Genomic DNA, 11,886 nt, shown 5'->3' on the forward strand with positions numbered 1-11,886 from the left:
CAGCCCGGTCAGGGCGTCAGGATCACCTTGCCCATGACCTTGCGGTCTGCGATCTCCTGAATGGCCTTTGCAGCCTCTTCCAATGGGTAGACTGCGTGGATCTGCGGCTTCAGCCGGCCCTGGCGCACCCAGTCGAGAATCTGGCTCATGTTGGCCCAGTGGCCTTCAGGGTCGCGGATGATCGATTCGCCCCAGAAGACGCCGAGGACATCACAGCCCTTCAGCATCACCAGATTGAGCGGGATCTTCGGTATTTCGCCGGCCGCAAAGCCGATGACCAGATAACGGCCTTCCCAGCCGGTGGCCCGCAGCGCCTGTTCGGCAAGGTCTCCGCCCACAGGATCATAGACCACATCGGCCCCGGCGCCGTCCGTCAGCTCCTTGATCCGCGCCTTCAGGTTCTCTTTCTCGTAATTGATGGTCAGCACTGCGCCGAGCTTGCGGGCGCGGCTGAGCTTTTCTTCCGAGGAAGCGCAGGCGATGACGCGCGCACCCATCAGGGAGGCGATCTCCACCGCTGCCTGCCCAACGCCGCCGGAAGCGCCCAGCACCACCACGGTTTCGCCTTCCTGGAGCCTTGCCCTGTCGCGGAAGGCGTGCAGCGTGGTGCCATAGGTGACGGACACTCCGGCAGCTTCCTCGAAGGAAATCCCTTCGGGCATGGGGATGAGGTCATCCTCGCTGGCCACCACCAATTCCCGCGCCGCGCCGAAGCGGATGTAGCCGATGACCTTGTCGCCGGGCCGCAGGCGTTCCACACCCTCACCGGTGCGCTCCACGATGCCTGCAAATTCGGCGCTGGGGGAGAAGGGCATCTCCGGCCGCAGCTGGTATTTGCCCTGAATGATCAGCGTGTCGAAGAAGTTCAGCGCGCAGGCTTTGACGCGGACCAGCACTTCACCCGGCCCAACCGGCGGCACAGGCAGATTTTCAACGGTCAGCGATGAAGCTGGACCGTAGGTATGACAAAGGATGGCTTTCACGCAGGGCCCCCGCTCCACACATGTTGTGAACCATGGTTAATCTGTGGCCGGCGCTGCTGCACTGCAAGGAAAATCTCGTTACGGAAAGTGCCGTGCGGCTGGCGCGCCAGACATCAGAAGGCGTTGGCGGGTTGAGGCGTGCAGCCCCAGCGTCTATGAGCCTCTGCAGGAATGACGGAAGAAGGAAGTGGAAGATGCGCGGCTATTTCGGGGTCGGGGCGGAGGGCCTGTCCAAGCGGATGAACCTTGGCAACCTGATGCGCTCGGCGCATGCCTTCGGGGCGAGCTTCTTCTTCACCGTGGATGCCGGGCCTGCCATCCGCCGGGCGCCGCGCTCCGACACTTCCAAGAGCCCGGATCATCTGCCGCTGTTCGAATGGGACACGGTGGACACGATGGATCTGCCTGCCGGCTGCCAGCTTGTCGGCATCGAGCTGACGGACGAGGCCATTGACCTGCCCAGCTTCATGCACCCGCTGCGCGCTGCCTATGTGCTGGGGCCGGAGCGCGGCTCCCTGTCCTCCGCCATGCTGGCGCGCTGCGACCATGTGGTGAAGATCCCGGCCAAGTTCTGCATCAACGTCGCCACCGCCGGGGCCATCGTGCTCTATGACCGGCACCGGGCGCTGGGCCGCTATGCTGATCGTCCGGTCACAGCGGGCGGGCCGAAGCAGGACAAGACCCCGCACCGCCATGGCGGGCCCATCATGCGGCAGGGGCGGCAGATTCCGGGCTGGGAAGACTGAGTTTCAGTCGATGTCGACCGCGGCATCTGCCTCCAGCACCTGCCGCAGACGGGCAAAGGCAAGGCGGATGCGGGATTTGACGGTTCCGAGCGGCAGGCCGGTGCTCTCGGCAATCTCGTTATGTGACAGCCCGAGGAAAAAGGCCTGGCGCACCACCTCGCGCTGGGCTTCGGGAAGCTCCTCGAGAGCGGCGCGGATGCGCTCTTCCCTGAGGCCTGTGTCGAGGAGCGTGCCGGGATCCTCCGGCGCGGACGGTTGCAGGGCGGGATCTTCCGCATCCAGATCGCCGTTCTTCAGGCGGCGCAGAGAGTCGATGCGCCGGTTGCGGGCGATGCGGAAAAGCCAGGTGCTGGCAGAGGCCTTGCTCTTGTCGAAGAGGCCGGCCTTGCGCCACAGGATGACCATCACCTCCTGCGCCAGTTCCTCGGCGCTGGCGCTGTCGGTGCCCTGCTGCATCAGGTAGCCTTTGATGCGCGGCGCGAAGTGATCGAATAATTCGATGAACGCAGCTTTATCCTGCGTTGCGGCGACCTTCTCGATCAGTTCTGAAAAATACTGCGCCTGACTCACCGCAGACTTCACTCCCAATGCGCCGGGTTTTAACCCGGTCATAATCCGGTAATCCCGGAACGTATGTCACACTCTCGCCCGATTTATCCAGCCAGCGTGCGCATGACGCGAGCCGATAATAGCGGGATTGGTGGCAAGCGCCACGCGATTGATTGGCTTTCAACCCTTTCGTAACCGGCTTTAAGGTAGCCTTAATCCAAGGTTTATATGCCGGACGACACTTGAGTAAAATCTGAAGCGTTTGACGCGCAAGCAAAACGGTGTGGAGATGATGCAAGCACGAACCCTGGTAACCGCCGGTCTGTTCCTCGCTCTGTCCGGAGCTGCCGCCGTCGCCCAGGCTCCGACGCTGCTGAAGCAGCAGAGGGATTGGGCGGCCTATACCCACGCGAGCGGTGGCGGCAAGGTCTGCTTTGCCCTGACCAAGCCCACGCAGATGCTGCCGACGGACCGTAATCACGGAGATGTGTTCTTCTTCGTGTCGACCCGTCCGTCGGAAGGCGTGAACAGCGAGCCAAGCTTCCAGGTCGGGTATCCGATGCGGGAAGGGTCGCAGGTCACGGTCGATATCGATGGCAAGCCCTTCACCATGTTCACCAAGAACGATGGTGCATGGGTGGAAAACGCAGCCGCTGAACAGCAGCTCGTTGCAGCCATGAAGGGCGGCAGCAAGATGAATGTGAAAGCTGTTTCCGGCCGCGGCACTGAAACGTCCTACAGCTTTTCGCTTGCTGGCGTGACAGCGGCCATAGATACGGCCAATCAGGCCTGCAAGTAAGGCGGGCCGGCTGCGCAGGTGCCCCTGGGGAGCCTGCGGGATACGCAATCCGGGAGGGTGCGGCCGTCAGGCCGCGCCTCTCTCTGCGGCGCTTTCATGCATCGGCAGTTGATTTTCCGGCGCTCCTGTGGTTTTTCTGGCGCCAATGGACGCGGCTCCTGAGGGAGACTGCGCCTTTTCTGTTTTCAAGGCGCTGAAGCAGCGGACTGGTCCGTTCCGGCGCATGGCCTTTGCGGCCTCTCAACCTTCGGGTTTTGACCCTCGGATCTGGATACTGGACGCCATGGCGATCTCGCTTGACCTTGCGCATCGTTCCGCCGCGCAGACACCTGCAGCTGCACAGCCGGCCGCTCCGGCCCCGGCGCTTGTTGCTGCGGCGGAAAAGCCCACGCTGATCGGCCTCGACAGGGCCGGGCTCGCCGAAGCCATGGCCTCTATCGATATCCCCGAGCGCCAGCGCAAGATGCGCGCCCAGCAGCTGTGGCACTGGCTCTATGTGCGCGGCGTGTCTGACTTTGGCCAGATGAGCAACATCGCCAAGGATTTGCGCTACACCCTGCAGGATCATTTCTCCATTGCCCGGCCTGAAATCGTCTCGGAGCAGATCTCCGTCGACGGCACGCGCAAGTGGCTGTTCCGCTTCCCGCCGCGCGGGGCAGGGCGTCCGGTGGAAATCGAGACCGTTTATATCCCGGAAGAAGGGCGCGGCACGCTTTGCGTTTCCTCGCAGGTGGGCTGCACGCTGACCTGCACCTTCTGCCACACCGGCACTCAGAAGATGGTGCGCAACCTCACCTCGGAGGAAATTCTCTCCCAGATCCTGATCGCGCGCGACCGGCTGGGCGATTTTCCTGACGCCGCTACCCCGCAGGGTGCCATCGTGCCGTCCGAAGGCCGCCTCGTCACCAATGTGGTGATGATGGGCATGGGCGAGCCGCTCTACAATTTCGACAATGTGAAGCAGGCGCTGCTGATTGCCTCCGATGGCGACGGCCTGTCGCTGTCCAAGCGCCGCATCACCCTGTCCACCTCCGGCGTGGTACCGGAAATCGCCCGCACGGGCGACGAGATCGGCTGCATGCTGGCGATTTCGCTGCATGCGGTGCGCGATGATCTGCGCGACGTGCTGGTGCCGATCAACAAGAAGTGGCCGATCGAGGAGCTTCTGGAGGCCTGCCGCCGCTATCCGGGCCTGTCCAATGCCAAGCGCATCACCTTTGAATATGTGATGCTGAAGGGCGTGAACGACAGCGATGCGGATGCGCGCGAGCTGGTGCGCCTGCTCGCGGGCATCCCGGCGAAGATCAATCTCATCCCGTTCAATCCCTGGCCGGGCTCGGAGTACGAGTGCTCCGACTGGGAGCGGATCGAGGAATTCGCCGATATCGTCAACCGCGCCGGCTATGCCTCGCCGATCCGCACCCCGCGCGGCCGCGACATCTTCGCCGCCTGCGGCCAGCTCAAGTCCGCCTCCGAGCGCATGCGCAAGAAGGACCGGGACGCGCTGGAAGGCGCAGCCTGACACCTTAGAATGGTCCGCACAGGCGTGTTGCCTGCGCGGAGCTTGAGGGCCGGTGCCAGCTCCGTTCAGTCAAGGAAAAAGGGCCCGAACGGGTTGTCCATCCGGGCCCCTGATACAGTCATATGTCTGTCAGGCGAGCCTGTGACTGGCCGCTGCGCCGGCCTTTGGAATCAGGCCAGTCCGTGCTTGCTGAAGGGCAGCACCGTCACATAGTCGCCCCGTGCCGCAGCAATCGCATTGGCCACTGCCGGTCCGATCGGCGGCGTACCGGGCTCGCCGATGCCGGTCGGTGCTTCTTCCGATGGGACGATATGCACCTCGATGACCGGCATGTCGGACATGCGCAGGGGCAGGTAGGTGTCGAAGTTCGACTGGTCCACCTCGCCGTCCGTGAACGTGATTTCGTTGCGCAGCACGGCGCCGAGCCCATAGCCAATGGCACCTTCGACCTGAGCCCGGATATTGTCCGGATTGACCGGGATGCCGCAGTCCACGGCGCAGACGACCTTTTCCACCTTCACCGTGCCGTCTTCGCGGAAGGAGATTTCCGCAACTTCGGCCACATAACTGCTGAAGGAGGTGTGAACCGCAACGCCGCGGTAACGGCCCTCGGGAAGCGGGGTATCCCAGCCTGCCTTTTCAGCGGCCAGCCGCAGAACGCCCAGCTTGCGCGGATCTTCCTTGATCAGGCTTTCACGGAAGGCCACCGGATCGGCGCCGGTCTCCCGGGCGATGCGGTCGATCATGGTCTCCATCACATAGGCCGTGTGGGTGTGCCCGACCGACCGCCACCACAGCACCGGCACTGGCGTCTCGGTCATGTGCGCTTCCAGCTGGAAACCGGGGATGCCGTAGGTCGTGCCATGCACGCCTTCCACCATGGTGTCATCGATGCCGTTCTTGATCATGAAGGCTTCGAACCCCGTGCCCTTCATGATGGACTTGCCCGCGATGCGATGCAGCCAGCCGGTGATCCGGCCTGCCTCGTCCAGTCCCACCTTCACCTTGTGGGCTGTCATGGGGCGGTAATAGCCGCCGCGAATGTCGTCCTCACGGGTCCAGACAATCTTCAGCGGCTGGGGGGCATGGCCTGCCTCATGCCGTGCCTTGGCGATCAGTGCCGCTTCGGCGAAATAGTGGCTGTCGGGCTGGGCGCGCCGGCCGAAGGAGCCGCCGGCCCAGAGCGTGTTGATTGCCACCTTGTCCGGCGTCAGCCCAAGGATGGCGGCGCTGACGGCCTGATCCGTCGTCTGGAATTGCGAGCCGGTCCAGAAGGTGGCGCTGCTGCCGTCGTAAAGCACGGTGATGTCCAGCGGCTCCATCGGTGCATGCGCGAGGAAGGGGAACATGTAATCCGCTTCGATGACCCGCGACGCCCCGGCCAGCAGCGGCTCTGCATCGGCATTGCCTTCCGCCGCTGCGCCCGGTGTGCCGGTGAGGTCTCTCAGCTCGGCTTCCATCTCCGCAGTCGAGCGCATTTCGGCGGCGCTGTCGTCCCAGGTGACGGAGAGGGCATCGCGCCCCTGCATGGCCTGCCAGGTGCCGCTTGCCAGAACCGCAACACCACTGGGCACGGTGATCACATCCACCACGCCCGCAATGGCCCGGGCGGCGCTGTCATCGACGCTGGCAACCGTGCTGCCGAAGCGCGGAGGGCGGGCGAGAACGGCGGTCAGCATGTTGTCGAACCGCTGGTCCATGCCATAGACGCCGGCAGCCCCGGCGGATTTGCGCGCCGTGTCGACCCGCTTGAACGACTTGCCGATATAGACCCATTCCTGCGGAGTTTTCAGCCGTGGCTCGGCCGGAACAGCCTCTGCCGCCGCAAGCCCTGCCATCTCGCCGAAGCTCGCTGATTTGCCGGAAGGATGAGAAATCCGGCCGGCGCTGACCGTGACCTCAGCTGCGGGAACCGACCAGGCCTTTGCGGCCGCCTGAACCAGCATGCTGCGCGCGGCAGCACCGGCCGTGCGGTATTGCATGAAGGAATTGGCAATGGCTGTGGAACCGCCCGTGCCCTGTGCGCCGAAGAACAGGTTCTTGTAGAGCGCGGCATCGGCCGGAGCGAAATCGGCGCGGACCTGAGCCCAGTCTGCGTCCATTTCGTCTGCAACCAGTGTCGCAAGACCCGTGGCAACGCCCTGTCCCTTGTCGAGATGCTTGGACAGGACAACGATGGTGTTGTCCGGCAGCACATGCACGAAGGGCTGGAACATGCCTTCAGACGCCGTGGCAGCCGCAGTTCTTGTGCTGCCCGGCAGGGTGAGGCCGATCAGCAGCCCGCCGGCAGCGCCTGCGGAAAGCTTGAGGAAGCCGCGCCTGCTGGGCGCTGCAGCGGTGAGGGGAGAGACGATCCTGTGCAGCATTCTGTCAGCCCTCCAGCTTGTCTGCAGCCGCATGAATGGCTGTCTTGATGCGGGCATAGGTGGCACAGCGGCAGACGTTGCCATCCATGGCCGCCTCGATATCGGCGCCGGTGGGTTTCGGTGTTTCCATCAGCAGGGCCGTTGCGGCCATGATCTGCCCGGACTGGCAATAGCCGCACTGCGGCACGTCAAGTTCCGTCCAGGCCGCCTGAATGGCCTTGGCGGCCGGGCTTTCAAGCCCTTCGATCGTGGTGATGCTGGTTCCTTCCACATCACTCAGATAGGTCTGGCAGGAGCGGACCGGGGTGCCGTCCAGATGCACCGTGCAGGCGCCGCACTGGGCAACGCCGCAACCGAACTTGGTGCCCGTGAGGCCGAGCGTGTCGCGAAGGACCCAGAGCAGCGGCGTGTCCGGGTCGGCGTCGATCACCTGTTCCTTGCCGTTGAGTATCAGGGTAACTGGCATGAAGGGCTCCCGTGGCTAGCTTGTGTTGGCTAGGGGTAAACTACACGGTGCAGTTTACATTCAGGAGCGGCGTTATGTAAACTCCCGAGTTTACATGGGAGCCGGTTTCTGGAAAGAAAGGGCCATGACCGACGACAGAGAGCTTTCGCTCAGCGAGCAGAAGCGCAAACAGATCATCGAAGCCGCCGTGGCCGAGTTTCAGGAGCGCGGATTTGCCGGTGCCAGCATGGACCGCATCTCCGGCCGCGCAGGTGTTTCCAAACGTACGGTCTATAACCACTTCGACAGCAAGGAAGCGCTGTTCCGTGCCATCACGGATTGCCTCGTTTCCTGGATGACCGCCGCTCTCAATGTGACCTTCCGTCCGGAGCTGCCGGTTGCCGCGCAGCTTGAAGCCCTTGGCTGGGCCGAGGGCGAGCTTCTGGTCAATCCCTGCTTCCTGAGGATGGCACGCATGATCTTCGGTGAGGCGTTCCGTGATCCGGCCCTGTCTGCCGAAGTTGCCGCGCGCATGGACAAGTTCCGTGTTTTTGAAAGCTTCATGCAGGATGCTTTCGCAGCAGGTGCCCTGCAAAGGGGAGCGCCGGAGGTGGCTGCCGCCCAGTTCCTCGGGCTGCTGAAGTCGCGCGGTTTCTATCCCTATTTCTTCTCGGGCAGCGCGGTCGGCCGCGAGGCAATGGGCGCGATCATCTCCGAGACCGTGGACTTGATATTGCGGGCCTATGGCCCGGTTCCCGGTGCCTGAAAGGCTGCCTGATACACGGCTGGCCATGCAAGAGCGAAAAAAGGCCCGGACGGGGATGCCGTCCGGGCCTTTTCTGTTGGAATCACCGTGCCTTATACCAAGGCTTTCGATGCTGACGCATCACGCCTTGAAAATGCTCAAACGCCGCACGGGCTTAACCAATGCTCGATGAGTCAAGCTCATCGAGCATTGGTATTACTGCGGGCGGGCGACCAGTTCGTGGCTGATCTGGCCGAGCCAGGTTTCGGTCACCACGTCATCGCCGTGCTTGAGGAAGGCGCGAGCCTCGATCGGGTCGTGATCCTCCACCTTGGCGTCGAAGATCAGGCGCCAGCGGTCCGTGCCGACGACCGGCAGGATGTAAGGGTTGATCGGCTCGCCGCGCGACAGTTCCACCACGGCCGTCACACCATCCTGCTGGCCGAGACCCTTGAGGGCCGGGCCTTCGAAGTCGATGGACAGCTTGATCTGGTCAGCCGGGCGGGGCTGGCCGGGGACGCCGCCCTGACCGGCGCGGGTTGCCACGGTGCGGGCGCCAACGCCGGGCAGCGGATGGGCGTCCTTCCAGTGCATCCGGTAAGAGAAGCTGCGCTCCTCGCCGGCGGCCGGCAGATTGCTGGGGATGAAATAGGCGACGATGTTGTCGTAGATCTCGTCATCGGTCGGGATTTCGATCAGCTGCACCGCGCCTTCACCGAAGGGCGCCAGCGGCTCCAGCCAGACGGACGGGCGTTTTTCATAGAACACGCCGTCATCTTCATAGTTGGTGTAGGCGCGGTCACGCTGGGCAAGGCCGAAGCCCTTCAGGTTGGCGGTCTGGAAGGTGGAGGTGCGCACGCTCTTCGGGTTGTTCAGCGGACGCCAGATCTGCTCGCCGTTTTCCATGACGATGGCGAGGCCGTCCGTGTCATGCACTTCCGGGCGCCAGTCGAGGCCCGTGGAGCGGTTCGTCTCCGAATACCAGTACATGCTGGTCAGCGGCGCGATGCCGAGGCGCTCCACCGGCTTGCGGAAGAACAGGCGGCTTTCCACGTCGATGGTCTGGCCCGCGCCATCCTTGTTGCGCATGGTCATCTTGTAGGCGCCGGCAACGCTGGGGCTGTCCATCAGCGCATAGAGCACCATCGTCTCGCCCTCGGCCTCACCCTTTGCCAGCCAGAAGGACGTGAAGCGCGGGAACTCTTCCGGTTCGGACATGCCCGAATTGATCGCAAGACCGCGGGCCGACTGGCCATACTGATGCGACTGGCCATCGGTGCGGAAATAGGACGCGCCGAGGAAGGAGATCCAGTCGGTCTTCAGGTCCGGGCGCATGATGCGGAAACCGGCGAAGCCGATGTCTGCGGGCAGCTTGCGTGCCGGGCTGTCATCCGGGCTGTCGAAATAGGCCGGATCGTAGAGGATTTCCCGGCTGATGCCGCTTTCGACCTGATAGATCTTAACCGGGTTCTTGAAATAGCGGCCGAGATGGAAAAACTGGACCGGTGCATCCGGGCTGATAGACACCGTTTCCTTCGGGTCGAACCGGATCTTCCAGTGAGCGTCGAAATCAATCTTTTCGAGCGTGTCGGCAGAGCGGGTCTTGGGCTCTGCATAGGGTTTGGCCGCAAGAGCCTTGGCCTGGCCAATCACTGTGTCGAAGCTGAAGGGGGCCGCCGGGCCGCGCCGGGCCGACAGGTCGCCGGCGAGCGCTGAACCGGCAGATGCCGAAATCAGTCCGAGAAGAAGCAGACAGGAAGCGAAGAAACGCATGAGTCATCCCTGATCAAAAACCGCCAGCTGGGAACAGGCCCGGCAATTCTGCCCATTTCAGGGCGGCGGCGGAAAATACATCTGCAGCGTAATACCTGCAAGCGGCGTATTTGCTTGGCTTGCGGCCTTTTGGGCCTGCAGGCGCATGGCGCAGAAAAAGGCTTTGCAGTCAGCTTTGCCGCAACTAGAGTGCGCGCGGTTTTCCAAGGCCTCCGGCGGCGCAGCCGGGGTGCCTTACACGCCAAACGTGACGTCAAAAAAGAACAGCGAACGGACATATCTCCATGGCCCATGGCGACATCAAGAAGGTCGTGCTTGCCTATTCCGGCGGCCTCGACACCTCCATCATCCTGAAGTGGCTCCAGACCGAACTGGGCGCCGAAGTGGTGACCTTCACCGCTGACCTCGGCCAGGGCGAGGAGCTGGAGCCGGCCCGCAAGAAGGCCGAGATGCTGGGCATCAAGGAAATCTTCATCGAAGACGTGCGCGAGGAATTCGTCCGCGATTTCGTCTTCCCGATGTTCCGCGCCAATGCCGTCTACGAAGGCGTCTATCTGCTGGGCACCTCCATCGCCCGTCCGCTGATCTCCAAGCACCTCATCGAGATTGCGAAGAAGACCGGCGCTGACGCCATTGCCCATGGCGCCACCGGCAAGGGCAACGACCAGGTCCGCTTCGAGCTGTCCGCCTATGCGCTGAACCCGGACATCAAGATCATCGCCCCCTGGCGTGACTGGACCTTCAAGAGCCGCACCGACCTCTTGGAGTTCGCCGAGAAGCACCAGATCCCGGTTGCCAAGGACAAGAAGGGCGAGGCTCCGTTCTCCGTGGATGCCAACCTGCTGCACTCTTCCTCCGAGGGCAAGGTGCTGGAAGACCCGGCGGTCGAGGCTCCCGAATATGTGCATATGCGCACCATTTCCCCGGAATCGGCGCCCGACACCCCGACCGTCATCAAGATCGGCTTCGAGCGTGGTGACGCGGTCTCCATCAACGGCGAGCGCCTTTCCCCGGCAACCCTGCTGGCCAAGCTCAACGACTATGGCCGCGACAACGGCATCGGCCGTCTGGACCTCGTCGAGAACCGCTTCGTCGGCATGAAGAGCCGCGGCGTCTACGAAACGCCGGGCGGCACCATCCTGCTCACCGCACACCGCGCGATGGAATCCATCACGCTGGACCGCGGCGCGGCGCACCTGAAGGACGAGATCATGCCGCGCTATGCCGAGCTGATCTATTACGGCTTCTGGTTCTCGCCCGAGCGCGAAATGCTGCAGGCCCTGATCGACAAGAGCCAGGAGCATGTGGAAGGCGAAGTGACGCTGAAACTCTACAAGGGCAACGTCATGGTAACCGGCCGTGAAAGCCCGAAGTCGCTCTATTCCGACAAGCTGGTTACCTTCGAGGACGACCAGGGCGCCTACGACCAGAAGGACGCTGCCGGCTTCATCAAGCTCAACGCCCTGCGCCTGCGCACCCTCGCCAAGCGCAACCAGAGCCGCTGAGCATTTCTCAGGGCGATAAGTTCAGACCGGGGCGCCGCGCAATCGGCGCCCCGAATGTTTTTGTGCAGACAGGCGGGGAAGGGCCCCTGCAGCCAGCACCAGCAGGCGCCGTTATCACTGGACCCTCCGTTGTCACGGGACCCGCCGTTATCAGGTAGTGTGCTGAGAGTTCTGCAAATTCGCTGAGAGATGGCGGTCATGGCAGACTGGTGTTGTTCAAGTTCACCGTTTCCCGTGGAAGGAACGCCGCCATGACCAAGACCGAAGTTAAGACCGCCAGCGCCAGCGTCAAAGAGATTCTGCTTTCGCACCCAGACGGCCTGCGCGATGTGATCCGCGCCGTCATGCAGGAGGTTCTGGAAGCAGAGATGGACGAGGCGCTGGGAGCGGCGAAGAGCGAGCGGACGCCGGAGCGTCTGGGCTATCGCTCGGGCCATTACAGCCGCACGCTGG

General features: G+C 63.2%; 11 protein-coding genes. 6 read left to right on the forward strand and 5 right to left on the reverse strand.

Features of this window, described 5'->3' with window-relative positions; genetic code table 11:
- Positions 1 to 8 precede the first annotated feature (8 nt).
- Positions 9 to 983, reverse strand: a complete 975-nt coding sequence (locus H163_RS0114910) for an NADPH:quinone oxidoreductase family protein (protein ID WP_026355889.1) — start codon at positions 981 to 983, stop codon at positions 9 to 11.
- 194 nt (positions 984 to 1,177) lie between these two features.
- Between H163_RS0114910 and H163_RS0114915 the strand changes: the two genes are divergently transcribed.
- A complete protein-coding gene (locus tag H163_RS0114915; protein WP_019965403.1) occupies positions 1,178 to 1,729 on the forward strand; it encodes an RNA methyltransferase in 552 nt (183 codons plus the stop codon).
- A gap of 3 nt (positions 1,730 to 1,732) precedes the next feature.
- Here the strand turns inward: H163_RS0114915 and H163_RS0114920 are convergent, their stop codons facing one another.
- On the reverse strand, positions 1,733 to 2,341 hold the full coding sequence (locus H163_RS0114920) for a sigma-70 family RNA polymerase sigma factor (protein WP_051105400.1): 609 nt from the start codon (positions 2,339 to 2,341) through the stop codon (positions 1,733 to 1,735).
- A gap of 229 nt (positions 2,342 to 2,570) precedes the next feature.
- Here H163_RS0114920 and H163_RS0114925 point away from each other — a divergent pair, with 229 nt between their 5' ends.
- Positions 2,571 to 3,077, forward strand: coding sequence for an invasion associated locus B family protein (locus H163_RS0114925; protein ID WP_026355891.1), 507 nt, complete (start codon positions 2,571 to 2,573; stop codon positions 3,075 to 3,077).
- A gap of 283 nt (positions 3,078 to 3,360) precedes the next feature.
- Positions 3,361 to 4,599: a dual-specificity RNA methyltransferase RlmN gene (rlmN, locus tag H163_RS0114930; RefSeq protein ID WP_019965406.1), complete on the forward strand. Its 1,239-nt coding sequence runs from the start codon at positions 3,361 to 3,363 to the stop codon at positions 4,597 to 4,599.
- Between the two features lie 170 nt (positions 4,600 to 4,769).
- Here rlmN and H163_RS0114935 read toward each other — a convergent pair whose 3' ends face one another.
- Together H163_RS0114935 and H163_RS0114940 are read right to left on the reverse strand one after the other, a co-directional pair.
- Complete coding sequence (locus H163_RS0114935) at positions 4,770 to 6,965, reverse strand: xanthine dehydrogenase family protein molybdopterin-binding subunit (RefSeq protein ID WP_019965407.1); 2,196 nt, start codon at positions 6,963 to 6,965, stop codon at positions 4,770 to 4,772.
- A gap of 4 nt (positions 6,966 to 6,969) precedes the next feature.
- Positions 6,970 to 7,431: a (2Fe-2S)-binding protein gene (locus H163_RS0114940; RefSeq protein ID WP_019965408.1), complete on the reverse strand. Its 462-nt coding sequence runs from the start codon at positions 7,429 to 7,431 to the stop codon at positions 6,970 to 6,972.
- 124 nt (positions 7,432 to 7,555) lie between these two features.
- Between H163_RS0114940 and H163_RS0114945 the strand changes: the two genes are divergently transcribed.
- On the forward strand, positions 7,556 to 8,176 hold the full coding sequence (locus tag H163_RS0114945; protein WP_040679023.1) for a TetR/AcrR family transcriptional regulator: 621 nt from the start codon (positions 7,556 to 7,558) through the stop codon (positions 8,174 to 8,176).
- Positions 8,177 to 8,371: 195 nt separating this feature from the next.
- Here the strand turns inward: H163_RS0114945 and H163_RS0114950 are convergent, their stop codons facing one another.
- Positions 8,372 to 9,928 (reverse strand): OpgD/OpgG family glucan biosynthesis protein, encoded by a 1,557-nt coding sequence (locus tag H163_RS0114950; RefSeq protein WP_019965410.1) that lies wholly within the window; start codon positions 9,926 to 9,928, stop codon positions 8,372 to 8,374.
- A gap of 284 nt (positions 9,929 to 10,212) precedes the next feature.
- Here H163_RS0114950 and H163_RS0114955 point away from each other — a divergent pair, with 284 nt between their 5' ends.
- Both H163_RS0114955 and H163_RS0114960 read left to right on the forward strand, forming a co-directional pair.
- Positions 10,213 to 11,433, forward strand: coding sequence for an argininosuccinate synthase (locus tag H163_RS0114955; RefSeq protein ID WP_019965411.1), 1,221 nt, complete (start codon positions 10,213 to 10,215; stop codon positions 11,431 to 11,433).
- A 251-nt stretch (positions 11,434 to 11,684) separates the two neighbouring features.
- Positions 11,685 to 11,886, forward strand: a 202-nt coding sequence (locus H163_RS0114960) for a transposase (protein WP_019965412.1), incomplete at its 3' end; no start/stop codon positions are given.

Origin of the sequence: Pannonibacter phragmitetus DSM 14782 (assembly GCF_000382365.1) — a bacterium.
Taxonomy (GTDB): domain Bacteria; phylum Pseudomonadota; class Alphaproteobacteria; order Rhizobiales; family Stappiaceae; genus Pannonibacter; species Pannonibacter phragmitetus.

Coding starts and splice junctions, on each gene's coding strand:
- H163_RS0114915 (WP_019965403.1), top strand. CDS start 1,178: ATGCGCGGCTATTTCGGGGTCGGGGCGGAGGGCCTGTCCAAGCGGATG.
- H163_RS0114920 (WP_051105400.1), bottom strand. CDS start 2,341: ATGACCGGGTTAAAACCCGGCGCATTGGGAGTGAAGTCTGCGGTGAGT.
- H163_RS0114925 (WP_026355891.1), top strand. CDS start 2,571: ATGCAAGCACGAACCCTGGTAACCGCCGGTCTGTTCCTCGCTCTGTCC.
- rlmN (WP_019965406.1), top strand. CDS start 3,361: ATGGCGATCTCGCTTGACCTTGCGCATCGTTCCGCCGCGCAGACACCT.
- H163_RS0114935 (WP_019965407.1), bottom strand. CDS start 6,965: ATGCTGCACAGGATCGTCTCTCCCCTCACCGCTGCAGCGCCCAGCAGG.
- H163_RS0114940 (WP_019965408.1), bottom strand. CDS start 7,431: ATGCCAGTTACCCTGATACTCAACGGCAAGGAACAGGTGATCGACGCC.
- H163_RS0114945 (WP_040679023.1), top strand. CDS start 7,556: ATGACCGACGACAGAGAGCTTTCGCTCAGCGAGCAGAAGCGCAAACAG.
- H163_RS0114950 (WP_019965410.1), bottom strand. CDS start 9,928: ATGCGTTTCTTCGCTTCCTGTCTGCTTCTTCTCGGACTGATTTCGGCA.
- H163_RS0114955 (WP_019965411.1), top strand. CDS start 10,213: ATGGCCCATGGCGACATCAAGAAGGTCGTGCTTGCCTATTCCGGCGGC.